22 protein-coding genes are annotated in these 23,481 nt (G+C 71.7%); 10 read left to right on the forward strand and 12 right to left on the reverse strand.

Annotated features, from left to right (window positions below):
• Positions 1 to 3: 3 nt before the first annotated feature.
• From U5C87_RS11220 to deoC, 3 genes are read right to left on the reverse strand one after another with little or no spacing between them, the layout of a single operon-like run.
• Complete coding sequence (locus U5C87_RS11220; protein WP_030203203.1) at positions 4 to 891, reverse strand: aldehyde dehydrogenase family protein; 888 nt, start codon at positions 889 to 891, stop codon at positions 4 to 6.
• A complete protein-coding gene (locus U5C87_RS11225; RefSeq protein ID WP_330472685.1) occupies positions 888 to 2,360 on the reverse strand; it encodes an aldehyde dehydrogenase family protein in 1,473 nt (490 codons plus the stop codon). The genes U5C87_RS11220 and U5C87_RS11225 overlap by 4 nt, the downstream gene beginning before the upstream one ends.
• 52 nt (positions 2,361 to 2,412) lie before the next feature.
• A complete protein-coding gene (gene deoC / locus U5C87_RS11230) occupies positions 2,413 to 3,399 on the reverse strand; it encodes a deoxyribose-phosphate aldolase (RefSeq protein WP_443082054.1) in 987 nt (328 codons plus the stop codon).
• A gap of 55 nt (positions 3,400 to 3,454) precedes the next feature.
• Between deoC and U5C87_RS11235 the strand changes: the two genes are divergently transcribed.
• Positions 3,455 to 4,132, forward strand: coding sequence for a PH domain-containing protein (locus tag U5C87_RS11235; RefSeq protein WP_330472686.1), 678 nt, complete (start codon positions 3,455 to 3,457; stop codon positions 4,130 to 4,132).
• Positions 4,133 to 4,264: 132 nt separating this feature from the next.
• Here the strand turns inward: U5C87_RS11235 and U5C87_RS11240 are convergent, their stop codons facing one another.
• Together U5C87_RS11240 and U5C87_RS11245 are read right to left on the reverse strand one after the other, a co-directional pair.
• The gene (locus U5C87_RS11240; protein WP_330472687.1) at positions 4,265 to 5,950 is read right to left on the reverse strand and encodes a phospho-sugar mutase; all 1,686 of its coding nucleotides are present in this window, start codon (positions 5,948 to 5,950) and stop codon (positions 4,265 to 4,267) included.
• Positions 5,950 to 6,783, reverse strand: coding sequence for a purine-nucleoside phosphorylase (locus U5C87_RS11245; protein WP_330472688.1), 834 nt, complete (start codon positions 6,781 to 6,783; stop codon positions 5,950 to 5,952). The genes U5C87_RS11240 and U5C87_RS11245 overlap by 1 nt, the downstream gene beginning before the upstream one ends.
• Positions 6,784 to 6,873: 90 nt before the next feature.
• Between U5C87_RS11245 and U5C87_RS11250 the strand changes: the two genes are divergently transcribed.
• On the forward strand, positions 6,874 to 8,286 hold the full coding sequence (locus U5C87_RS11250) for an NAD(P)H-quinone dehydrogenase (protein ID WP_330472689.1): 1,413 nt from the start codon (positions 6,874 to 6,876) through the stop codon (positions 8,284 to 8,286).
• A gap of 43 nt (positions 8,287 to 8,329) precedes the next feature.
• On the opposite strand, the gene U5C87_RS11255 is transcribed toward U5C87_RS11250, so the two are convergent.
• Positions 8,330 to 8,566, reverse strand: coding sequence for a hypothetical protein (locus U5C87_RS11255; protein WP_330472690.1), 237 nt, complete (start codon positions 8,564 to 8,566; stop codon positions 8,330 to 8,332).
• A 117-nt stretch (positions 8,567 to 8,683) separates the two neighbouring features.
• Between U5C87_RS11255 and U5C87_RS11260 the strand changes: the two genes are divergently transcribed.
• On the forward strand, positions 8,684 to 9,232 hold the full coding sequence (locus U5C87_RS11260; protein ID WP_330472691.1) for an antitoxin: 549 nt from the start codon (positions 8,684 to 8,686) through the stop codon (positions 9,230 to 9,232).
• 115 nt (positions 9,233 to 9,347) lie between these two features.
• Here U5C87_RS11260 and U5C87_RS11265 read toward each other — a convergent pair whose 3' ends face one another.
• Complete coding sequence (locus U5C87_RS11265; protein ID WP_330472692.1) at positions 9,348 to 11,132, reverse strand: acetyl/propionyl/methylcrotonyl-CoA carboxylase subunit alpha; 1,785 nt, start codon at positions 11,130 to 11,132, stop codon at positions 9,348 to 9,350.
• 118 nt (positions 11,133 to 11,250) lie between these two features.
• Here U5C87_RS11265 and U5C87_RS11270 point away from each other — a divergent pair, with 118 nt between their 5' ends.
• From U5C87_RS11270 to U5C87_RS11285, 4 genes are all read left to right on the forward strand, one after another.
• Entirely contained in the window at positions 11,251 to 12,093 is an 843-nt protein-coding gene (locus tag U5C87_RS11270) for an aldo/keto reductase (protein ID WP_330472693.1), read from the forward strand.
• Positions 12,094 to 12,189: 96 nt separating this feature from the next.
• Positions 12,190 to 12,711: a DUF3806 domain-containing protein gene (locus U5C87_RS11275; protein WP_330472694.1), complete on the forward strand. Its 522-nt coding sequence runs from the start codon at positions 12,190 to 12,192 to the stop codon at positions 12,709 to 12,711.
• Between the two features lie 22 nt (positions 12,712 to 12,733).
• Positions 12,734 to 13,609 (forward strand): tryptophan 2,3-dioxygenase, encoded by an 876-nt coding sequence (locus U5C87_RS11280; protein WP_330472695.1) that lies wholly within the window; start codon positions 12,734 to 12,736, stop codon positions 13,607 to 13,609.
• A gap of 78 nt (positions 13,610 to 13,687) precedes the next feature.
• The gene (locus U5C87_RS11285) at positions 13,688 to 14,323 is read left to right on the forward strand and encodes a cysteine hydrolase (protein WP_330472696.1); all 636 of its coding nucleotides are present in this window, start codon (positions 13,688 to 13,690) and stop codon (positions 14,321 to 14,323) included.
• Between the two features lie 57 nt (positions 14,324 to 14,380).
• Here the strand turns inward: U5C87_RS11285 and U5C87_RS11290 are convergent, their stop codons facing one another.
• Genes U5C87_RS11290 through U5C87_RS11300 form a run of 3 tightly spaced genes read right to left on the reverse strand, consistent with a single transcriptional unit; the run spans position 14,381 to position 16,141 of the window.
• Positions 14,381 to 14,836 (reverse strand): SufE family protein, encoded by a 456-nt coding sequence (locus U5C87_RS11290; RefSeq protein ID WP_030203163.1) that lies wholly within the window; start codon positions 14,834 to 14,836, stop codon positions 14,381 to 14,383.
• 5 nt (positions 14,837 to 14,841) lie between these two features.
• Complete coding sequence (locus U5C87_RS11295; RefSeq protein ID WP_030203158.1) at positions 14,842 to 15,720, reverse strand: sulfurtransferase; 879 nt, start codon at positions 15,718 to 15,720, stop codon at positions 14,842 to 14,844.
• Positions 15,721 to 15,751: 31 nt separating this feature from the next.
• On the reverse strand, positions 15,752 to 16,141 hold the full coding sequence (locus U5C87_RS11300; RefSeq protein WP_030203155.1) for a MerR family transcriptional regulator: 390 nt from the start codon (positions 16,139 to 16,141) through the stop codon (positions 15,752 to 15,754).
• Between the two features lie 85 nt (positions 16,142 to 16,226).
• On the opposite strand from U5C87_RS11300, the gene U5C87_RS11305 reads away from it, so the two are divergent.
• From U5C87_RS11305 to U5C87_RS11315, 3 genes are read left to right on the forward strand one after another with little or no spacing between them, the layout of a single operon-like run.
• Entirely contained in the window at positions 16,227 to 17,405 is a 1,179-nt protein-coding gene (locus U5C87_RS11305) for an acyl-CoA dehydrogenase family protein (protein WP_030203152.1), read from the forward strand.
• The gene (locus tag U5C87_RS11310) at positions 17,402 to 18,970 is read left to right on the forward strand and encodes an acyl-CoA carboxylase subunit beta (protein ID WP_330472697.1); all 1,569 of its coding nucleotides are present in this window, start codon (positions 17,402 to 17,404) and stop codon (positions 18,968 to 18,970) included. Before U5C87_RS11305 ends, U5C87_RS11310 begins: the two co-directional genes overlap by 4 nt.
• A complete protein-coding gene (locus U5C87_RS11315; RefSeq protein ID WP_330472698.1) occupies positions 18,924 to 20,231 on the forward strand; it encodes a hypothetical protein in 1,308 nt (435 codons plus the stop codon). The genes U5C87_RS11310 and U5C87_RS11315 overlap by 47 nt, the downstream gene beginning before the upstream one ends.
• A 21-nt stretch (positions 20,232 to 20,252) precedes the next feature.
• Here U5C87_RS11315 and U5C87_RS11320 read toward each other — a convergent pair whose 3' ends face one another.
• Positions 20,253 to 20,930, reverse strand: coding sequence for a Maf family protein (locus U5C87_RS11320; RefSeq protein WP_330472699.1), 678 nt, complete (start codon positions 20,928 to 20,930; stop codon positions 20,253 to 20,255).
• 89 nt (positions 20,931 to 21,019) lie between these two features.
• Entirely contained in the window at positions 21,020 to 23,479 is a 2,460-nt protein-coding gene (locus U5C87_RS11325; RefSeq protein ID WP_330472700.1) for a carboxypeptidase regulatory-like domain-containing protein, read from the reverse strand.
• Between the last annotated feature and the right edge of the window lie 2 nt (positions 23,480 to 23,481).

A 23,481-nucleotide genomic window follows, 5' to 3' on the forward strand; every position in this document is an offset into this window, starting at 1 on the left:
AGCTCAGAGACCCTTGGGGTGCCAGACGGTCTTCGTCTCGACGAACGCGCGGATCCGGGTCAGACCCGGGTCGGCGGTCCAGTCGGGCTCGACGGGGACGCCGTCGAGGAGCGTCGGGCGGTGCACCCGCTTGAGGTTGCCGGCCGCCTCGGCCTCGAGGGCGGCCCAGTCGACGCCGTCGGCGCCGGCCACACCGGTCAGGTCGATGGCGTTGACGTCACGGTGCGCGGCAAGCCACGTCGCGACCTCCGCGGTCTGCGCCGTGATGATGTTGACGACCCCACCGGGCACGTCGGAGGTGGCGAGCACCTCGCTCAGCGTCACGGCGGGCAGCGGTCGGGAGGCCGAGGTCACGACGACGGCGGTGTTGCCCGACGCGATCACCGGAGCGATGACGGAGACGAGTCCGAGCAGCGAGGAGGACTGCGGCGCAAGGATGCCCACGACGCCGGTCGGCTCGGGAGCCGAGACGTTGAAGAACGGGCCGGCGACCGGGTTGAGGTTGCCGAGCACCTGCGCGATCTTGTCGGTCCACCCGGCGTACCAGACGACCCGGTCGATGGCGGCGTCGACGACGGCGTTGGCCGCGCGCGCCGAGAGCCCCTCGCTCGAGGCGACCTCGAGGGCGAACTGCGCGCGACGGCCCTCGAGCACCTCGGCGACGCGGTAGAGCACCTGGCCGCGGTTGTAGGCGGTGGTGCCCGACCAGCCGGCCAGGGCGCCACGGGCGGCGACCACGGCGTCCCGGACGTCCTTGCGCGAGCCCATCGCGGCGTTGGCGAGGAACTCGCCGGTGGCCGAGACGACCTCGTAGGACCGGCCCGACTCGCTGCGCGGGAACTTGCCGCCGATGTAGAGCTTGTAGGTCTTGCGCACGTCGAGGCGGCTCATCGGGCGGCTCCCGTCAGGGTGGAAGGTGCAGTGGTGACGTAGGCCTCGAGGCCGTGGCGCCCGCCCTCGCGGCCGTAGCCGGACTCCTTGTAGCCACCGAACGGCGACGTCGGGTCGAAGCGGTCGAACGTGTTGGCCCAGACGACGCCGGCCCGCAGCTGGTCGGCCATCCAGAGGATGCGCGAGCCCTTCTCGGTCCAGACCCCCGCCGAGAGGCCGTATGCCGTGTTGTTGGCCTTGGCGACCGCCTCCTGCGGCGTGCGGAAGGTCAGGACGGACAGCACCGGCCCGAAGATCTCCTCGGTCGCGACGCGGTGCGTCTGCGAGACGCCGGTGAGCACGGTCGGCGGGAACCAGTAGCCCTTGGCCGGCAGCGTGCACTCGGGGCTCCAGCGCTCGGCGCCCTCCGCGACGCCGGCCTCGACGAGCGCGGTGATCCGGTCGAGCTGCGCCTTGCTGTTGATCGCGCCGAGGTCGCTGTTCTTGTCCATCGGGTCGCCGACGCGCAGGGTCTCCAGGCGGCGCTTCAGCTTGGCGACGACCTGGTCGTGGACGTTCTCCTGGACGAGCAGGCGCGAGCCGGCGCAGCACACCTGGCCCTGGTTGAAGAAGATGCCGCTGATGATCCCCTCGACCGCCTGGTCGATGGGGGCGTCGTCGAAGACGATGTTGGCGGCCTTGCCGCCGAGCTCGAGCGTCGCCTTCTTCGCGGTGCCGGCGATCGAGCGCGCGATGGCCTTGCCGACGTCGGTCGAGCCGGTGAAGGCGATCTTGTCGACGTCCGGGTGCTCGACGAGCGCCTGACCCGTGCGGCCGTCACCGGTGATGATGTTGACGACACCGGCGGGCAGCTCGGCCTGCTGGCAGACCTCGGCGAAGAGCAGCGCCGAGAGCGGCGTCGTCTCGGCCGGCTTGAGCACGACGGTGTTGCCGGTCGCGAGGGCGGGGGCGATCTTCCACGCGAGCATGAGCAGCGGGAAGTTCCACGGGATGACCTGCCCGACCACGCCGTGCGGGCGGGGCACGTCGGCCCCGGAGGCGGACAGGCCGGCATACTCCAGCTTGTCGGCCCAGCCCGCGTGGTAGAAGAAGTGCGCCGCGGCGACGGGCACGTCGACGTCACGGGTCTCCTTGATCGGCTTGCCGTTGTCGAGCGTCTCGAGCACGGCGAACTCGCGGGCCCGCTCCTGCAGGATGCGGGCGATGCGGAAGAGGTACTTGCCCCGCTCCGCGCCGCTCATGCGGCCCCAGACGCCCTCGTAGGCGCGGCGCGCTGCGGCGACGGCCTTGTCGACGTCCTTGGGGCCGGCCTGGCTCACCTCGGCGAGGACCGTCTCGTCGGCGGGGTTGATCGTGGGGAAGGTCGCCTTGGGGCGCGTGAACGCGCCGTCGATGAAGAGGCCGTAGGACTTCTCGATCGTGACGATGGCGCGCGACTCGGGCGCTGGGGCGTACTCGAACTTCGGCATCAGGTGTCTTTCGTGGGCGCAGTCGTGTGAGGCGCTGTCGTGGGAGCGGCGGTCAGTCGATGGTCACGTAGTCGGCGCCGGAGTAGGCACCGGTCGTGAGCTTCTGGCGCTGCAGGAGGAGGTCGTTGAGCAGGCTGGACGCGCCGAACCGGAACCACTCGGGCGAGAGCCAGTCGTCGCCGGCGACCTCGCTGACCATGACGAGGTACTTGATGGCGTCCTTGGTGGTCTTGATGCCACCGGCCGGCTTGACGCCGACCTGGATGCCCGTGAGGTCGCGCCAGTCGCGCACCGCCTCGAGCATGATCAGGGTGACGGGCAGCGTCGCCGCAGGCTGGACCTTGCCGGTGGAGGTCTTGATGAAGTCGCCGCCGGCGAGCATCGAGAGGTAGGAGGCGCGGCGGACGTTGTCGTAGGTGACGAGCTCGCCCGTCTCCATGATGACCTTGAGGTGCGCCGTGCCGCAGGCCTGCTTGACCTCGGCGATCTGGTTGAAGACCGTGAGGTAGTCGCCCGAGAGGAACGCGCCACGGTCGATGACCATGTCGATCTCGTCCGCGCCGGCCTCGAAGGCGTCGCGCGTGTCGGCGAGCTTGACCGCCATGCTGGCCCGGCCCGACGGGAAGGCCGTCGCGACGGCGGCGACGTGGATGCCGCTGTCGCCGAGGGCGGCCTTGGCGGTCGCGACCATGTCGCCGTAGACGCAGACCGCGGCGGGGCGCGGCGTCGTCGGGTCGAGTGGGTCGGGCACGAGCGCCTTGGCGCACAGCGACCGGACCTTGCCGACGGTGTCGGAGCCCTCGAGGGTCGTCAGGTCGATCATCCCGATGGCGGTGTCGATGGCCCAGGCCTTGCTCGTCGTCTTGACCGAGCGGGTGCCGAGCGCGGCCGCACGCCCCTCGCAGCCGACCTGGTCGACCCCGGGCAGGCCGTGGAGCCAGGAGGTGAGGGCATGGTTCGTCAGGCGCGACACCCCGAGGACGTCCCGCGCCTGCGCGGTGACGTCCTGCGCGGTGCGCGTCGTGGTGCTAACTGTCACCACGGGAGTCTATCCACCTGATGAGACGGGTCGTGACGCGTGAGAGAGTCTGACGGTGAGCTCCGATGCACCCCAGCCGCCCGCCGAGTCGCCGTTCGGCGGCCCTGACGGCCGGCCCGACGGTCGGCCCCACGTCGAGGAGGGGCTGCGCGACGCACGGACCCTGCGGCCCGGGTCCTCGATCGCCGTCGGGGTCGTCGGCGCCCTCGCCGGCGCCGCGCTGCTCGTACCGGGCCTGCTCACGGCTCCGCGCAGCTGGGCGCTCATCTCGACCGTGGTGCTCGGGCTCGTGCTGCTGTGGCTCTTCGTCGTGCGCCCCTGCGTCGTGATCCACACCGAGGGGATCCGCCTCGTCAACCCGCTGAGGGTGGTCGACGTCACGTGGCCGTCCATCTCCGAGGTGCGCTCGCGGTGGGCCCTCGAGCTCGTCGTCGACGGCCGGCGCTACACCGCGTGGGGCGTCCCGGCGGACCCGGGTCGACCGAGGTACGGCCGCGGGATGCTGGGCGTCGGGGCCAACAAGGTCCGCGGCAAGGCCACGATCGAGGCGCCGACGAAGTCGAAGGTGGAGGCCCAGGTCGTCGCCGCCGAGGTCGAGGAGCGGATGGCCTCGGACCGCAAGCGCAAGGACGGTCGCACCCCGCGCATCGCGCACCAGACCTGGGACCCGCTGTCCGTCGGGCTGCTGCTGGCCGCGGTCGCCTTCTTCGTCATCGGGACGTTCGTCGTCTGACCGTGCCCGTCTCGGGCCCGGGCGTGCCCGTCGCGCAGCCCCGCACCCAGGCTCCGCACCCAGGCTCCACTCGCACTCTCCACCCGCAGGTCGTACGCGTGCGCCCGGCCGGGCGCACGCGTACGACAGCGGTCAGAGCGAGGTCAGGCGCTCGAACTCGGCGCGGATCCGCGACAGCCGGGTCTCGGCAACCGCGCGTGACTCGGCGAGGGCGGCCGCGCTCGCGACCGGCTCGATGACCTCGAGGTAGACCTTGACCTTGGGCTCGGTGCCGCTCGGGCGCACGATGACCCGGGACCGGTCGGCGAGGTGGTAGCGAAGCCCTTCGGTCGGGGGCAGGCCGCCGTCGCCCTTGCCGAGGTCGTCGACGCGCGAGACGTCGATCCCGGCCACCGTGGTCGGTGGCTCGGCCCGCAGGCGCCCCATGAGGGGCTCGATCTGGGCGAGGTCGGACACGCGCACCGAGAACGAGTCGGTCGCGTGCACCCCGTGCTCGACGGCGAGGTCGTCGAGCAGGTCGGTGAGGGTGCGCCCCTCGGCCTTGAGCGTCGCGGCGAGCTCGGCGAGCAGCAGGGCCGCGCTCACACCGTCCTTGTCGCGGACGAGCTGCGGGGCGACGCAGTAGCCGAGCGCCTCCTCGTAGCCGTAGCGCAGCCGGTCGACGCGCGAGATCCACTTGAAGCCGGTGAGGGTCTCCTCGTGGCGCACGCCCGCAGCCTTGGCGATCGAGGCGAGCAGGCGGGAGGACACGATCGAGTTGGCGAAGACGTCGCGGCGCGAGACCCCGCGGCGCACGATGTGGGCTCCGAGCAGCGCGCCGACCTCGTCGCCGCGCAGCATCCGCCAGTCCCCGAGGGCGGGGTCGAGCACGGCGGCCGCGCACCGGTCGGCGTCGGGGTCGTTGGCGATGACGAGGTCGCACCCGACGGCCCGGGCGCGGGCGAGCGCGAGGTCGATCGCGCCCTTCTCCTCCGGGTTGGGGAAGGCGACGGTGGGGAAGTCGGGGTCTGGCACGGCCTGCTCGTCGACGACGACCGGGGCCGGGAAGCCGGCCTGGACGAACGCGGTGTGGACCGTGGCGTGCCCGACGCCGTGCAGGCTCGTGTGGACGGTGCGCAGATCGCGCGGCGAGGTGGGGTCGACGACGGTGACGACGGCGTCGACGTAGCGCTCGAGCAGGTTGTCGCCCAGCGTCTCCCAGCCGTCGGCGGCGCGGGGCACGTCGGCCACCCGCTCGACCCGGCCGATGTGCGCGGCGATCTGGGCGTCGGCGGGCGGCACGATCTGGCTGCCGTCGCCGAGGTAGACCTTGTAGCCGTTGTCCTGGGGCGGGTTGTGGCTCGCGGTGACCATGACGCCCGCGTCGGCCCCGAGGTGGCGGATCGCGAACGCGAGGACGGGGGTCGGCAGCGGCTGGGGGAGCAGCAGCGCCCGGCCGCCGGCAGCCACGACGACCGCGGCGGTGTCCCGCGCGAAGACGTCGGAGTTGTAGCGCGCGTCGTAGCCGATGACGACCGTCGGGTGGTCGCCCGCGTCGCCCTCGTCCTTGAGGTATGCCGTGAGGCCGGCTGCCGCACGGATGACGACGCTGCGGTTCATCCGGTTGGGGCCGGCCCCCAGGGCTCCGCGGAGACCGGCCGTGCCGAACTCGAGCAGCCCCGACATGCGGTCGGCGAGGTCGGCGGCCGCCGCCTCGTCACCGGAGACCGCGCGGTCGAGGACGGCGTCGAGCTCGGCCCGCGTCGTCGGGTCGGGGTCGTCGTCACGCCAGGCCCGCGCGGCTGCATACAACGTCTCGGTGGTGCCGACGGCGGTCATCAGAGGCGACCCACGACGGCGGCGAGGAGGCGCCCGCAGCGCTCGGCGGCGGCCTGGCCCGCCTCGAGCACCTCGGCGTGGCTGAGCGGCTGGTCGGAGATGCCCGCCGCGAGGTTGGTCACGAGGGAGATGCCGAGGACGTCGAGACCGGCCTGACGCGCTGCGATGGCCTCGAGGCTCGTCGACATCCCGACGAGGTCGCCGCCGATGACCTTGGCCATCTGCACCTCGGCCGGCGTCTCGTAGTGCGGCCCGCGGAACTGGACGTAGACGCCCTCGTCGAGGTCGGGGTCGACCTCGCGCGCGATGTCGCGCAGGCGCGGCGTGTAGAGGTCGGTGAGGTCGACGAAGTTGGCGCCCTCGATGGGGGAGTGCGCCGTGAGGTTGATGTGGTCGCGGATGAGGACCGGGGTGCCGGGGGTCCACGCCGGGTTGAGGCCGCCGCAGCCGTTGGTCAGCACCACGGTCGCGCAGCCGGCGGCCTTGGCCGTGCGGACGCCGTGGACGACGGCCCGCACGCCGCGCCCCTCGTAGAAGTGCGTGCGCGTGCCGAAGACGAGGGCGCGGCGCCCGGTGTCGCCGATCGCGACCGAGCGCATGCTGCCCGAGTGGCCCGCGACCGCCGCGGCGTGGAAGCCGGGGACGTCGGCGTTGTCGATGGTGGCGAGCGTCTCCCCGATGAGGTCGGCGGTCTGGCCCCACCCGGAGCCGAGCACGAGCGCGACGTCGTGGTGGTCGACGCCGGTGCGCTCGGCGATGACGGCGGCGGCGTCGGCGGCGACGTCGAAGGGGTCGGTGGAGGGGTCGCTGAGATCACGATGGGAACGGGTCACGGTCAGGACTCTAGCGAGGTCCCCGTGACTCGGGCACCGATCCCCGGCGGCCCTCGGGGCGCGGCGGTCGCCCGCGCGGAGGATGGTTGGATGGACCTCGTGATCACGCGCGAGACGACCGTTGTCATCATCGGCGGCGGGCCCGGGGGCTACGAGGCGGCCCTCGTCGCCGCCCAGCTCGGCGCCCAGGTCACGGTCGTCGAGAAGGACGGGCTCGGAGGCGCCGCCGTGCTCACGGACTGCGTGCCGAGCAAGGCCCTCATCGCCACCGCCGACTACATGTCCGACTTCCAGACGGCGTCGCACCTCGGGGTCCGCCTGCAGGACGACGACGGCGACGAGGTGTCCGACGCCGTCGCCCAGGCGCACACCGTCAACGGCCGCATCCTCGAGCTCGCCGCGGCCCAGAGCGCCGACATCCAGGGCAGCCTCGAGCAGGTGGGGGTCACCGTGCTGCGCGGCACGGCCCGCATCGCCGGCCGGGAGCGCGTCGTCGCCGAGCTCGCCGACGGCACCACGCAGGAGCTCCCCGCCGACGTCGTGCTCGTCGCCACCGGCGCCGCGCCGCGGATCATGGACACGATGCGGCCCGACGGCGAGCGCATCCTCACCTGGCAGCAGATCTACTCCCTCGCCGAGCTGCCCGAGCGCATCATCGTCATCGGGTCGGGCGTCACCGGTGCCGAGCTCGCGCAGGCCTACCTCGGCCTGGGGTCGCAGGTCGTGCTCGTCTCGTCCCGCGACCGGGTGCTGCCCGGCGAGGACGCCGACGCCGCCACCGCCATCGAGGACGTCTTCCGCAAGCGCGGCATGGAGGTCCTCAACAAGTCCCGCGCCGCCTCCGTCGAGCGCACCGCGGACGGCGTCGTCGTGACGCTCGTCGACGGCCGCACCGTCGAGGGCTCGCACGCCCTGCTCGCCGTCGGCTCCGTGCCCAACACGGCTGGCCTGGGTCTCGAGGAGGCCGGCGTCGAGCTGAGCCCCTCGGGCCACATCCAGGTCGACCGGGTCTCGCGCACCACCGTGGGTGGCGTCTACGCCGCCGGGGACTGCACCGGGGTGCTGCCGCTCGCGTCCGTGGCCGCGATGCAGGGGCGCATCGCCATGTGGCACGCGCTCGGCGACGCCGTGTCGCCGCTCAACGTGCGCGGGGTGGCCGCCAACGTCTTCACCGAGCCCGAGATCGCCACCGTCGGCATCAGCCAGAACGCCGCCGACGAGTCGCCCGACGTCGAGTCGGTCATGCTGCCGCTGGCGCGCAACCCGCGCGCCAAGATGCAGGGCATCACCGACGGCTTCGTCAAGCTCTTCTGCCGCAAGGGCTACGGCACGGTCCTCGGCGGTGTCGTCGTCGCGCCCAAGGCGTCAGAGCTGATCTACCCCGTGGCGCTCGCCGTGCAGAACCGGCTCAGCGTCGACCAGGTGTCGAGCACCATCACGGTCTACCCGTCGCTCTCCGGCTCGATCGCCGAGGCGGCGCGCCAGCTGCACCAGTCCGACTGACGCCTCGGCCGAAGTCGTCAGGCGAGGTCGTCAGGCGAGGTCGTCAGGCGAGGTCGTCGGGCGCCGGCGGGCCGTCACCCTGCTCGCGCTGCTGCTCGCCCTGCCCGCGCTGGGCGTCCCGCTCCTCCTCTTCCCAGCGCTCACGGCGGCGGCGGGACACCGTCTCGCGCAGCTTCTTCTGGAGCGGGTAGAACACGGCGGCGACGACGATGAGGATGACGAGGTTCGTCACCGAGAAGACGGTCTGTTCGGTCGTCGCAGTCGGGAGGGTCGCAAGCACATGAGCAGTCTGCCAGAGGCGTAGCGTCGGGTCCGTGGCGGCGTCGTCGCCACGTCAGGGTGGGCTGCCGCGAGCCGGACGGCGCCCTGAGCAGGTCGGACCGTGGAGGCACACGCAGTGAGCGACTGGATCCAGAAGGCCAAGGACTTCGTCAAGGGCCATCCCGAGCAGGCCCAGCAGGGGCTCGACAAGGCCGAGGAGCTCATCAACGAGCGCACCGGCGGCAAGTACGCCGACCAGCTCGACCAGGGCAGCGACAAGCTCAAGGAGACCCTCGGCCTGCCGCCCGACGCCGAAACCACCCTGCCGCCGTCGGCCCCGGAGCCGCCGGCCACCCCCGCACCGCCGGGCACCTCGCAGCCCCCGGCCACGCCCGAGCCCACCCCGACCCCGACGCCCAGCCCGACGCCCCAGCCGGTGCCCACCCCCGAGCCGGTCCCGACGCCGGAGCCCGCTCCCGGCCCTGGTGAGCCGTCGACCCCGGTCGACCCCGTCGACCCGGCTCCGGTCGACCCGCACCTTCCCGGTGGGCCCGGACCGTCGGAGATCCCGCCCGCGGGCGGCCCCGCCGGTGAGCAGGACCTGCCCGGCGTGCCCGACCCGAACCTGCCGGGTTCGGGCGAGGGCGACATCACCCTGGGTGACCCGCCGGCCCGACAGGGCTGACCGACAGGGCTGACCGGTACCGACCAGTGCCTGGCAACGACGAAGGGCCGACCCGCCGTGCGGCGGGTCGGCCCTTCGTCTGACGCTCAGTGGGCGCTCTGGGGGCTCTGGGGGCTCAGCCCTCGGCGGCGTCCTTGATCTCCGCGAGCACGGCGCCCGAGGTGACGGTCTCGCCGACCTGCGCCGTGAGGCCCGAGACGACGCCGCCCTTGTGCGCGGTGATGGGCTGCTCCATCTTCATCGCCTCGAGGACGATGACGAGGTCGCCGGCGGCGACGGTGGCGCCCTCCTCGACGGCGATCTTGACGATGGTGCCCTGCATCGGGGCGGTCAGCGAGTCGCCCGACGCGGCGCCACCGGACTTGCCGCCGCCGGAGCGCTTCGGCGCCTTCTTCTTCGCTGCCGAGGCACCGGCGCCGCCACCGAGGGAGAGGCCACCGGGCAGCGAGACCTCGAGGCGCTTGCCGCCGACCTCGACGACGACGGTCTGACGCTCCTCGGCCTCGGCCGCATCGGCCGACCCACCGGCATACGCCTCGACGGTGTTGTCCCACTCGGTCTCGATCCAGCGGGTGTGGATCGTGAAGGGGGAGCCGTCGGCGGGGGCGAAGGCCGGGTCGGAGACGACCGCGCGGTGGAAGGGCACGACGGTCGGCATGCCCTCGATCGTCAGCTCGGCCAGGGCGCGGCGGGCACGGTCGATGGCCTGCTCGCGGGTGCGGCCAGTGATGACGAGCTTGGCGATCATCGAGTCGAACGCGCCTGCGACGGTGTCACCCTCGACGATGCCGGCGTCCCAGCGCACGCCCGGGCCCTGCGGCACGACCATGCGGCTCACGGTGCCCGGGGCCGGGAGGAAGCCGCGGCCGGCATCCTCGCCGTTGATGCGGAACTCGATGGAGTGGGCGTGCGGCTCCGGGTCGCCGTAGTCGAGCGACTCGCCGTTGGCGATGCGGAACTGCTCGCGCACGAGGTCGATGCCGGTGACCTCCTCGGTCACGGGGTGCTCGACCTGGAGGCGGGTGTTGACCTCGAGGAAGCTGATGTCGCCGGCGGGGCCGACGAGGAACTCGCACGTGCCGGCGCCGACGTAGCCGGCCTCCTTGAGGATGGCCTTGCTCGCGCGGAGGAGCTCGGTGTGCTGCTCCTCGGTGAGGAACGGCGCGGGCGCCTCCTCGACGAGCTTCTGGTTGCGGCGCTGGAGCGAGCAGTCGCGGGTCGAGACGACGACGACGTTGCCGTGCTGGTCGGCGAGGCACTGGGTCTCGACGTGGCGCGGGTGGTCGAGGAAGCGCTCGACGAAGCACTCGCCGCGGCCGAAGGCCGTCACGGCCTCACGGACGGCAGAGTCGTAGAGGTCGTGGATCTCCGACATCTCTCGCGCGACCTTGAGGCCACGGCCACCGCCGCCGTAGGCCGCCTTGATGGCCACCGGGAGGCCGTGCTCCTTGGCGAACTCGACGACCTCGTCGGCGCCCGAGACGGGGTCCTTCGTGCCGGGCACGAGCGGGGCGCCGGCCTTGGTCGCGATGTGACGCGCCTTGACCTTGTCGCCGAGGGAGTCGATCGCCTCCGGGCCCGGGCCGATCCAGATGAGCCCGGCGTCGATGACGGCCTGGGCGAAGGAGGCGTTCTCGGCGAGGAAGCCGTAGCCCGGGTGGACGGCGTCGGCGCCGGCCTGGCGCGCGATGTCGAGCAGCTTCTCCTGGACGAGGTAGCTCTCGCCCGGGGTGGACCCGCCGAGGGCGTAGGCCTCGTCGGCGACCTTGACGTGCAGGGCATCCCGGTCCGGCTCGGCGTAGACCGCGACCGAGGCGATCCCACTGTCCGTGCACGCCCGCGCGATGCGGACGGCGATCTCACCACGATTTGCGATCAGGACCTTGCTGATGGATGCCATGGCTCGGACTCTATCGGGCGGACGCCGGGTGGATTCGGCCTCCTCGCCCGTATTCCCGGTCGTCTCAGAGTGAGGTCCGGCACATCACCGTCGTCGGCGTCGACCTAGCGTGAAGTGCATGACGACACACCAGTCAGCTCCCACTCTCACCCTCGGCCACGCCTCCACCCCCGGCCTGGCCATCCCGCAGATCGGATTCGGCGTCTGGGAGGTCCCGGACGCGAGCGTCGACGAGGCCTTCGGCCGCGCCCTCGAGGTCGGCTACCGCCACATCGACACCGCCCGCATCTACGGCAACGAGGAGGGCGTCGGTCGTGTCCTCGGACGCGACGACGTCGACCGCGACGACGTCTTCGTCACCACCAAGGTCTGGAACGACGACCACGCGAACGTCCCCGCGGCCTTCGACGCCTCGATGCAGCGTCTCGGCATCGACGTGCTCGACCTCTACCTCATCCACTGGCCGGCGCCCGCTCAGGACGGCTACGTCGAGGCCTGGAAGTCGATGCTGGAGCTCCAGCGCGAGGGTCGCGTCCGCTCCGTCGGCGTCTGCAACTTCCAGGTCCCGCACCTGCAGCGGCTCCTCGACGAGACGGGCGTCCTGCCGTCGGTCAACCAGGTCGAGCTGAGCCCGTACCTCCAGCAGAGCGAGCTGCGCGCCTTCCACGCCGAGCACGGCATCGTCACCGAGGCCTGGAGCCCGCTGGCCGTCCGCGCCGGACTGCTCGAGGACCCGGTGGTGACGAGGCTCGCGGCCCAGCACGACGTGACGCCCGCCCAGCTCGTCCTGCGCTGGCACGTCGAGCTCGGCAACGTCGTGCTCACGCGGTCGGTCACCCCGGCGCGGATCGCCGAGAACTTCGAGATCTTCGGCTTCACCCTCGGCGAGGACGACCTCGAGGCCCTGGCCGGTCTCGACCGCGGCACCCGCACCGGCCCCGACCCGGACACGTTCGGCTGACCGTTCGGGCCTGACCCGCAGGCGTGACTGCGAGCGTCACTGCGAGCGTCACTGCGGGCCTGACCGGGCCGCGTCCGAGCCACTAGATTGGCTGGCATGGGACTGTTCTCGCGCAAGGGCAAGGACGACGAGGCCATGCCGTCGGCCGCGGCCGCGGTCGCCGAGCTCGACCCGGCCGGCGCCGACGACGCGACGGCGCCGGACTTCACGGGTCGCCCGGTCGCCAACCCGCTCGGGCACGAGGAGCGCGCCCGCATCGCCGCAGCGCTCGAGCACGCGGCGGCCGAGGGCGTGGACGTCGACGACCTCGCCTCGATCGGCGAGCACTACGACGCCGCCTACCGTCGTTGGTCCTCCGAGGGTGGCTCGGGCGAGGGACCGGGCGCCGTCGTGGAGACGTATGCCGTGGCCATCGGCGAGTACCTCGCGCGTCACAGCGCGCGGGACTGGGCCGTCGTCACCGACGTGTTCGGCACCGACCTCGGGCTCGTCGCGGCCCGCGCCGACACCGTGGTCGTGCCCCACAACCTCGTGGGGGCCCGTTGGATGCGGGGCGAGACCGGCTGGGTGCCGGGCGTCGTCTCGCACCTGGTGAGCATCCGCCCGCGCCCGAGCTGACGCGGCCCCTAGGATCGCCGCCATGGACAACGAGGCCCAGGGCGAGATCGACCGGCGCAGCAAGCGCGATCTGGAGGAGGGGATCCAGCGCGACTTCACGCGCAAGATGTCCTACGGCGACTACCTGCGCCTCGACACCCTGCTGAGTGCCCAGCAGCCGCTCAGCGAGCCGCCGCAGCACGACGAGCTGCTCTTCATCATCCAGCACCAGACGTCCGAGCTGTGGCTCAAGCTGCTGATCCACGAGCTGCGTTCTGCCAGAAGCCTGCTCAAGGACGACGAGCTGGCGCCGGCGCTCAAGCGCCTGGCCCGCGTCAAGCACATCCAGCACACCCTCACCGACCAGTGGTCGGTGCTCGCGACGCTGACGCCGAGCGAGTACGCGCAGATCCGCCCGTTCCTGGCGGCGAGCTCGGGCTTCCAGTCGGCGCAGTACCGGGAGGTCGAGTTCCTGCTCGGCAACAAGAACGCCGACATGGTGGCGGTCTTCGCGCACGACGAGGGCGCCCGCACGGCACTCGACGCGCTCCTGCTCGAGCCGAGCCTCTACGACGAGTTCCTCGCCTACCTCGCCCGACGGGGGTATGCCGTCCCGCCCGCCCTGCTGGACCGTGACTGGACGCAGCCCTACCGCCTCGACGACGGCCTCGTCGACGTCTTCGCGGGTGTCTACGCCCAGCCGGCCGAGCACTGGGGCGTCTACGAGACGTGCGAGGAGCTCGTCGACCTCGAGGACAACTTCCAGCAGTGGCGCTTCCGGCACCTGCAGGTCGTGCAGCGCACCATCGGGCAGAAGACCGGTACCGGCGGGTCGACCGGCGTCGACTTCCTGCGCCGGGCGCTCGACCTGACGTTCTTCCCCGAGCTCTACGAGGTCCGCACCCGCATCGGGAGCTGACAGCCGCAGGGTCTGGTGGAGCGGCGCGGTCGCCGCGAGGATGGTCGCTGTCGCCACCCACGAACCGGAGGTCAGCAGATGGACCCGCGCAACACCGCTGTCGTGCTCATCGAGTACCAGAACGACTTCGCGAGCGAGGGCGGCGCGTTGCACGCCGCCGTCGCGGGCTCGATGGCCGAGACCGACATGCTCGAGAACACGAAGAAGGTCGTCGACGCCGCCCGTGAGGCGGGCGCCACGATCATCCACGCCCCGATCTCCTTCGTTGGCGGCTACAAGGAGATCAGCGGCAGCCCCTACGGCATCCTCAAGGGGGTCGTCGACTCCAACGCCTTCGTCAAGGGCGAGTGGGGGTCGCAGATCATCGACGACCTGGCGCCGAGCGGAGACGACATCGTCGTCGAGGGCAAGCGCGGCCTCGACACCTTCGCGAGCACCAACCTCGACTTCATCCTGCGCAGCAAGGGCATCACGACGATCGCCCTCGGCGGCTTCCTCACCAACTGCTGCGTCGAGTCGACGATGCGCTCGGCCTACGAGCGGGGCTACGAGGTCGTCACGCTGAGCGACTGTGTCGCGGCGACGAGCTCCGAGGAGCACGCGAACGCGATCAGGTACGACTACCCGATGTTCTCCAAGCCGATGTCGGGCGAGGAGTTCGCCGGGCAGCTGGGCGGCGTCGCACAGGTGTCCGACGCGTCGCGGGGGTACTGACCCCGTCAGCAGGCGTCAGCAGGCGTCAGCAGGCGTCGGGTGGCGCTCAGGTGGCGCTCAGGCTGCGGTCCGGGCGCGCACCTGGCGCTTGATCCGGCCGAGCATGGCGACCATCCCGCGCAGGCGCAGCGGCGAGACCGCCTCGGCGAGGCCGAAGCGCATCGGGGCGTCGTCGGGCACGGCGAGCACCTCGGCCGCCGTGAGACCGTCGAGCCCCTCGTGGAGGATGCCGGCGAAGCCGCGCGTCGTCGGGGCCTCGGCGGGCGCGTCGAAGAAGAGGTGGACGACGCGCTCGTCGAGCGAGCCCGCCTCGTCGACCTCGACGGTGAGGAAGAGCGGTGACTGGCACTCGTCGACGCGTTCCATCTGGTCCAGCTTGCCGGCATACCGCTCGGGCAGGCCGGGCAGCTCGTCGCTGAACTCGAGCAGCAGCTGCAGCTTGAGGTCGTTGCTCGCCGAGCGGAAGTCCTCGGCGATCTCGGCCAGGGACGCGGGCAGGGGGGTCTCGGCCACGGGGCTCACCGCTCGATCGGGACGCGGACGGCGTTGCCCCACTCGGTCCACGAGCCGTCGTAGTTGCGCACCGCCTCGAAGCCGAGCAGGTGCGTCAGCACGAACCACGTGTGCGACGAGCGCTCGCCGATGCGGCAGTAGGCGACGACGTCGTCGGACGGGGTCAGCCCCTGCTCCTCGAGGTAGATGGCCTCGAGCTCCTCGCGCGACCTGAACGAGCCGTCCTCGTTGGCCGCCCGGGCCCACGGCACCGACTTCGCGCCGGGGATGTGTCCGCCGCGCATGGCCCCCTCCTGGGGGTAGTCGGGCATGTGGAGCAGCTCGCCGGAGTACTCGCCGGGGGAGCGGACGTCGACGAGCGGCTTGCCGAGGTGGGCGAGCACGTCGTCCTTGAAGGCGCGGATCGGGGCGTCGTCACGCTCGGCGACGGGGTAGTCGGCAGGGGTGGGGGAGGGGAGCTCGCGAGTCAGCTCGCGGCCCTCCGCGATCCACTTGGCGCGGCCGCCGTCGAGCAGGCGCACGTCCTCGTGGCCGAAGAGGCTGAAGACCCACAGGGCGTAGGCCGCCCACCAGTTGCTCTTGTCGCCGTAGATGACGACGGTGGTGTCGCGGCTGATGCCGCGCGAGCCCATCACCTCGGCGAAGCGGGCACCGTCGACGTAGTCGCGGGAGACCGGGTCGTTGAGGTCGACGTGCCAGTCGATCTTGAGGGCGCCGGGGATGTGGCCGGTCGCGTAGAGGAGCACGTCCTCGTCCGACTCGAGCAGGACGATGCCGTCGGGTCCGCCGACACGTCCGGCTGCGATCTGCTCGGCAAGCCACTCGGTCGTCACGAGACGCTCGGGGTGGGCGTAGGCGGAGATCTTCGTGTCTTCAGCGCTCATGGGCCCATCGTGTCACGCGGGGCCGGAGCCCTCACACGTGGTCGAGGCGCCCGAGGTCGTCGCGGCAGCGCTGCTCGAACTCCCCGAGCTCGGCGATGGCGTCCTGCACGTCGCGGAGCCGCTGCTCGAGGTCGGTGCGGCGCTCGTCGATCTGGCCGAGGACGTACTCGAGCTGCGTGCGCCGGCCGCGGGGCGCGTCGAACAGGTCGATGATCGTGCGGATCTCCTCGAGCGGGAAGCCGAGGCGCTTGCCGCGCAGGATGAGCCCGAGGCGGGTGCGGTCGCGGCGGTGGTAGACCCGCTGCGTGCCGCGGCGCTCGGGCGTGATCAGGCCGAGGTCCTCGTAGTGGCGCACCGTGCGGTGGGTGACGTCGAACTCCTGCGCCACCTCGGCGATCGTCCACGTCGGCGCACTTGTCATGGTGTCGATAGTGCTTTACGTTTACGTCAACGTCAAGCACGCGTCACGAGCGCGTGATGACCGCGACAGCTTCAGGAGAACAGCGATGTTCGAGCTCAGCCAGGACCACGAGGACTTCCGGATGGTCGTCCGCGACTTCGCCGAGAAGGAGGTCGCGCCCAACATCGCCAAGTGGGACGCCGCGGCCTACTTCCCGACCGACCTCGTGCCCAAGATGGGTGACCTCGGGCTGTTCGGCCTCGTCGTGCCCGAGGAGTACGGCGGCGCGGGTGACGCCGGCGACTTCACGAGCCTCTGTGTCGCCATCGAGGAGCTCGGCCGCGTCGACCAGTCCATCGGCATCACGCTCTCCGCCGGTGTCGGGCTCGGCATCAACCCGATCCTCACCTACGGCACCGAGGAGCAGAAGCAGCGCTTCCTGCCCGACCTCGTCTCCGGTCGCGCCCTCGCCGGCTTCGGCCTCACCGAGCCCGAGGCGGGCTCCGACGCCGGCGCCACCCGCACCAAGGCCGTCCGCGACGGCGACGAGTGGGTCGTCAACGGGGCCAAGGCGTTCATCACAAACTCCGGTACCGACATCACCTCGGTCGTCACCGTCACCGCGCGCACCGGCACCAACGAGGACGGTTCGGCACAGCTCTCGGCGATCATGGTCCCGGCCGGCACCCCCGGCTTCGTCGTCGAGCCGGCGTACCACAAGCTCGGCTGGCACGTCTCCGACACCCACGGCCTGACGTTCGAGGACTGCCGTGTCCCGGCAGACCACCTCCTCGGCGCCGAGGGCGAGGGGTTCAAGCAGTTCCTCAAGACCCTCGACGACGGGCGCATCGCGATCTCGGCGCTCGCCGTGGGCTGCGCGCAGGCCTGCCTCGAGCTGGCCACCGACTACGCGAGGACGCGCACCGCGTTCGGTCGCCCGATCGGCGTCAACCAGGGCGTCTCCTTCCAGCTCGCCGACCTCGCCGTCATGGTCGAGGGCGCGCGCCTGCTGACCTACAAGGCCGCCTGGCTCAAGGACGAGCTCCACGCCGGCAAGCGCTCCGTCAAGGAGGTCAAGCACGCCGCCGCCATCGCCAAGCTCTACTCGACCGAGGCCGCGGTCACGGCCACGCGCATCGCGACGCAGGTCTTCGGCGGCAACGGCTTCATGGAGGAGTACCCCGTCGCCCGCTTCTACCGCGACGCCAAGATCCTCGAGATCGGGGAGGGCACCTCGGAGGTCCAGCGCATGCTCATCGCCCGCGGTCTCGGGCTGCCGGCATGAGTGCCGCCGCCGAGCCCACCGTGCCCGGTGACCCGCGCGTCGCCGACGTGAGGGCGCGCCTCGCGGCGGCCCACAGGGCGTCCGCGAGCGCCCCGGACAAGGCCCAGGCCAAGCTCGACGCCCAGGGCAAGATCTACGTCCGCGACCGCATCGCGCTGCTCTTCGACGAGGGCAGCTTCGTCGAGGACGGGCGCTACGCCAACGCCCTCCAGCCGGGCCTGCCGGCCGACGGCGTCGTCACGGGGCGGGGCACCGTCGACGGCCGCGCCGCGATCGTCATCGCCAACGACCCGACCGTCAAGGCCGGCTCGTGGGGGGCGCGCACGGTCGAGAAGATCGTCCGCGCCACCGAGATGGCGCTGCGCGAGGAGCTGCCGGTCTTCTGGTTCGTGGACTCAGCCGGTGCCCGCATCACCGACCAGGTCGAGATGTTCCCGGGCCGCCGCGGCGCCGGACGCATCTTCCACAACCAGGTGGCCCTGTCGGGCAAGGTCCCGCAGATCTGCTGCCTCTTCGGCCCGAGTGCGGCCGGTGGCGCCTACATCCCGAGCTTCTGCGACCTCATCATCATGGTCGAGGGCAACGCCTCGATGTACCTCGGCAGCCCGCGCATGGCCGAGATGGTCGTCGGCGAGAAGGTCTCCCTCGAGGAGATGGGCGGCGCCCGCATGCACTGCACCGTCTCGGGAGTCGGTGACCTGCTCGCGCACGACGACGCCGAGGCGATCGAGCTCGCGAAGCTCTACTTCTCCTACGTGCCCGGCAGCTGGCGCGAGCACCCGCCGACGTATGCCGTCGAGGCGCCCGCGACCCCGCTGACCCGGGCGACCGTGCCCGAGCGTGAGTCGGTGCCCTTCGACATCCACGAGGTCATCGACGGGCTCGTCGACGACGACTCGTTCTTCGAGCTCAAGCCGCTCTGGGCGGGGGAGCTCGTCATCGGCTTCGGCCGCCTCGAGGGGCAGACCGTCGGCATCGTCGCCAACAACTCGATGGTCAAGGGCGGCGTGCTCTTCACCGACAGCGCCGACAAGGCCGCCCGCTTCATCTGGCTCTGCGACGCCTTCAACATCCCGCTCGTCTACCTCGCGGACGTCCCGGGCTTCATGATCGGCTCGGAGGTCGAGCGCGGCGGCATCATCCGCCACGGCGCCAAGATGGTCAGCGCCGTCTCGTCCGCGACGGTGCCGCAGTTCTGCGTCATCGTCCGCAAGGCCTACGGCGCCGGGCTCTACGCCATGGGCGGCCCCGGCTTCGGGCCGGACGCCACCATCGCCCTGCCGACGGCCCGGATCGCCGTGATGGGTCCGGAGGCCGCGGTCAACGCGGTCTACGCGAACAAGATCGCCGAGATCGCCGACCCGGACGAACGCGCACGATTCGTCGCCGATCGCCGCCGCGAGTACGAGGAGGACGTCGACATCGAGCGTCTGGCCGCCGACCTCGTGCTCGACTCGATCATCGAGGCGGATGAACTGCGCTCGGACCTCGTGCGCCGACTGGCCTATGCTTCCCGGCGTGACCGTCACTTCAGCGAGCGCCGACGCGCCGTCCCGCCGGTCTGAGCCGCGCCTCGGTCACCGGCTCGAGCACCCCGACCGCGACGCGGAGCTGAGAGCGCCGTTCTGGCGCCGCTTCCCGGTCTGGTTCCCGTTCGCCGTCTTCGCCCTCTCGCGGCTCTTCGTCTGGGTCGCGGCGACCTACCTCTCGCGCTACCAGATACCGCTGCCCATCGGGACGGCGAACATCCGCATCTTCTACCCCTCGCCCGCCGACCCCGGCTACAACGCGATCATGACCGGCTGGGACGGCCAGTGGTACCGCGTCATCGCCGAGCAGGGCTATCCCGCCGTGCTGCCCCGGGTCGGCTGGGGCGGCATCGACATGAACCCGTGGGCCTTCTTCCCGGTCTTCCCGATGACGGCCGGGCTGGTCATGAAGGTGACGGGCCTGCCCTTCGGCGTCGTGGCCCCGGTGCTCTCGACGCTCATCGGCTTCGTCGCGATGCACATGCTCTTCAAGCTCGTCGACCAGGCGGTGGGCCGCTGGGAGGCCATCGTCGCCGTCGTGGCGACCTGCTTCTTCATCGCCTCGCCGGCCTTCTCGGCCTCCTACACCGAGTCCACGGCGCTGCTCGGCGTCGTCACCGTGCTGTGGCTGCTGCGGCGCCGGCAGTACCTCTGGGTCGCGGTCGCGCTGCTCGTGCTCTCGCTGAGCCGCAACGTCGTGATCGCCATGGTGCCGGTGATCCTCGCCCACGGGGTCGTGCGCTGGCGCACGGGTGACGAGGGAGAGCACCCGGTGCGGCTGCGAGTCGGGTTGGGGGCGCTCGCGGCATACGCCGGCGCCCTGACCTGGCTCTGGCCGACCATCGTCACCATCGCGACGGACACGCCCAACGCGTACAACGACACGATGCTCGCCTGGAACATCGAGACCAAGATCAAGCTCTACCTCTGGTGGAACCTGCTCTACGACTACTGGGGCGTCATCGGCCAGGTCGCCGGCGTGCTCGGCATCGCGGCGTTCGCGTGGTTCATGCTCTCGAAGAACTCGTGGCGCTGGGGCCCGGAGATCTGGGGCTGGGCCGGGGCCTACCCGGCGTACATCATCCTCGTGACGAGCACGACCCCGAGCCGGGTGCGCTACGCCCTGCTGGCCTTCCCCATGACGCTGATCATCGCGTGGTTCCTCAAGCTGCGCTGGTGGAGCCGCTACCGCTACTGGCTGCTCGGCCTCGTCGTCGTCGTCGGGGCGGCCCAGATGTGGTGGTGGACCGAGCACTACCTCGTCATCGAGAACCTCACCGACGACCTCTACCCCTGAGGCCGGTCGTCGCCGGGGACCTCAGCCGCAGTCGGGCCCCCGGCGCAGGCTCCCGACGACGTCGAACCACTCGATCCCGGCGTCCGCGAGCAGCTCGCGCAGCAACGGCAGGGACAGCCCGACGACGTTGTGGTGGTCGCCCTCGACGGCCGTGATGAATGCGCCGCCAAGGCCGTCGATGGTGAAGGCCCCGGCTACCGTGAGCGGCTCGCCCGTGGCGACGTAGGCCTCGATCTCCCCGTCGGAGATCTCGGCGAAGTGCACCGTCGTGGAGGCCGTCGCGCCGAGCGTGGCGCCGCCGCCCTGCCGCTCGTCGATGAGCCAGTGCCCGGTGTGCAGCACCCCCGAGCGGCCCCGCATGCGTTGCCAGCGCAGCACGGCCTCCTCGGCGTCGGCCGGCTTGCCGTGGACCTCGCCGTCGAGCTCGAGCACCGAGTCGCAGCCGAGCACGACGACCTCGTCGTCGACCCGGCCGGCGACGTCCTCGGCCTTGGCTCGCGCCAGCAGCAGGGTGATGTCGGCCGGCTCCAGCAGTCCGTAGCGCTCGGTCGCCTCGGCGACCGTCAGGTCCTCGTCGACCTCGCTCACATGGACGACCGGCTCGACGCCTGCCGAGCGCAGGGTCGAGCGGCGCGCGGGCGACGCGGAGGCGAGGACGATCTGGACGGCGGGCACGTCGGGGAGGGCACTCGGCGGCATGACGACATGGTAGGCGCCGCCCCCGGCCGGGTGCGCCGACGGCGCCGCTCCCGGGGAACGGCGCCGTCGCTCCTGACCGGGTGGCGAGCTCAGCCGATGGCTGCCGTCTGGGCGGAGTAGACGGACCGCGTGAGGTAGCCGGACCTCGCGCCGGTGACGCGGACCTTGACGTAGGTGCCCTTGTCGGTGCTCGTGAGCTTGTACGTCTTGGCGGTGGCTCCGGAGATCGCCGTGCCCGACCGGTACCACTGGTAGGTCAGCGTGCTCGGGGTCGGGCTCCACGTCCCCGGGTTGGCCGTCAGCGTGTAGCCCACCTTCTGCGTGCCCGACAGGGTCGGGGTGGGCGCGGTGAACGAGCCGAGGACCGCCGTCGTCGCCGCGGACGTGCGGGCCGCCGTGGTGTAGCCGGACTTGGTCCCAGTGACCTTGACGGTGATGGTCTTCGTCTGGTCCGTCGTGGTCAGCTTGTACGTGCTCGCCGTGGCGCCGGAGATCGCGGTGCCCGACCGGTACCACTGGTAGGCGAGCGTGACCGGCGCCGGACCCCACGTGCCCGGGACGGCCGTGAGGGTGTAGCCGACGGCCTTGGTGCCGCTGATCGTCGGGGTGGGCGCGGTCAGGGTGCCGGCGACGACCGCGGCCGTGGCCGCGGACGTCTTCGACGTGGACGCGTAGCTCGCCTTGGAGCCGGTGACCTTGACGGTCATGGTCTTGCCCAGGTCGCTCGCCGTCACCGCGTACGTGCTCGCCGTGGCGCCGGAGATCGCGGTGCCCGACCGGTACCACTGGTAGGCCAGTGTGACCGGCGCCGGGCCCCACGTGCCGGGGGAGGCGGTGAGGGTGCTGCCGACCTTCGCCGTGCCCGAGATCGTGGGCGTCGTGCCGGTGACGGTCCCGGCGAGCACGACCGGTCCGGTGGCGGTCACCTGGAGCGAGGCGCCGTCGAGGTAGGCCGTCATCCGCAGCGTGATCCGCTGGCCCACCATGCTGCTCGTCAGCGCCAGCGGGGAGATCCCGCCCCACATGGTGTCCTGCTGCGGGACGCCGCCGACGACCCACCTGTAGCTCGGCGACCAGTCGCCGGCCGGCGTGATGGCTCCGTGGATGGCGTTGAGCGACGTGCCCGCGACACCCGAGCCGGTGATCGTGAGCGGGCTCGCCAGCGTGGGCGCCGTCGAACGGATCTCGACGCCGTTGGAGTTGTACTGCGCGGTCCGGTAGCCGCTGAGCGTCCCGGTGACCCGGGCGAAGACGTACGTCCCCATCAGGTCGCTCGTCACGGTGAACGTGCGCCCCGTGGCGCCCGGGATCGCGACGAAGCCGGTGCCCGAGCCGTTCGGCTTCATCCACTCGTAGGTCAGGGCCACGCCGGACGGCGCCCAGGTGCCCGCGTCGACCGTGAGCGTGCTGCCGACGGTCGGGGTGCCGCTGACGAACGGCTCGCGCGCGGTGATGCCCTTGCCGGCGACGGGCAGGACGATCGTGAGGTCCTTGCGTCGCGCGCTCGTCGTCACGGTGAACGGGGTGGCCGTGTCGAGCGTCGCCGCGCCGTCCCAGCAGCGGTCCTGGTAGCGCGTCGCCGGCGCCCAGTTGTCGTACCACGTGTCGTAGACGCAGACCTTGTACGTCTTGCCGACCTCCGTGCCCTGGGAGAAGGTGCCGTCGGCCCCGGTGAGCAGCGGTCCGTACTGCCGCCCGAGCCAGTCGCCCTCGGTCGGGCGGTACTCGAAGAGGTTCCAGTTGATGTTCTCGAGGGGGTTGCCGGCGGAGTCGGTGACCTTGACGACGACGCCGGTCCACGGGTCGAGGACGAAGTTCACGCCGGTGACGGTCGTGCCCGCGGGCACCGACCAGTCGACGTAGTCGGGCGTGCTCGCGGTGCCGTTCCACGACTCGGTCTCGTAGAGGTTCTGACCCGAGGAGTCCTCGGCCGTGAGGTTGCTGGGACCGGCCTCGACGCCGGTCAGCGTGAAGCTGCCGTCGGCTGCAGGTGTGGCGGTGACCTCCTGGCCCCCGGAGCTCTTGCCGATCCGGACCGTGGCCGCCGAGATCGGCTGGCCCGCGGTGTTCTTCACCGTGCCCTTGATCGTCGAGCGGCGGTCGAGTCGGATGTCGGCGACCGTCGCGGTGGTTCCGGCGGTCACGGGCGTGGCGCTGTCGAAGCCGCCCTGGTTGGCGTACCACTCGATGCCCCACTGCGAGGCGCAGGTCATGTCGCCCCAGCAGCCGGCCTCGATGCGGTACGGGCCGGGCGTCGAGAAGGTCGCGGTGTAGGTGCCGTCCGAGGCGTGGTCGATGGTGCCGACGTGGTCGTAGTTGGCGTCGTAGATCCAGACACCGGCGTCGGGCACGCCGACGACGGCGCCGGTCGCGCTGAGGCCGGTGACGCGGCCCTTGATCGTGTAGGTGGCGGCGCTGGCGGACGGGGCTGCCAGCGGCAGCAGCCCAAGTGTGACGGTGGTGGCGGTCAGCGCGGTCAGGAGGCGGCGCGCAGCTCGGCGCGCGTTCGTCCCCCGGGCCCGGCCGACCGCGAGGCGGTGGCTGAACACTG

Origin of the sequence: Terrabacter sp. C0L_2 (assembly GCF_036352015.1) — a bacterium.
GTDB classification, from domain to species: domain Bacteria; phylum Actinomycetota; class Actinomycetes; order Actinomycetales; family Dermatophilaceae; genus Terrabacter; species Terrabacter tumescens.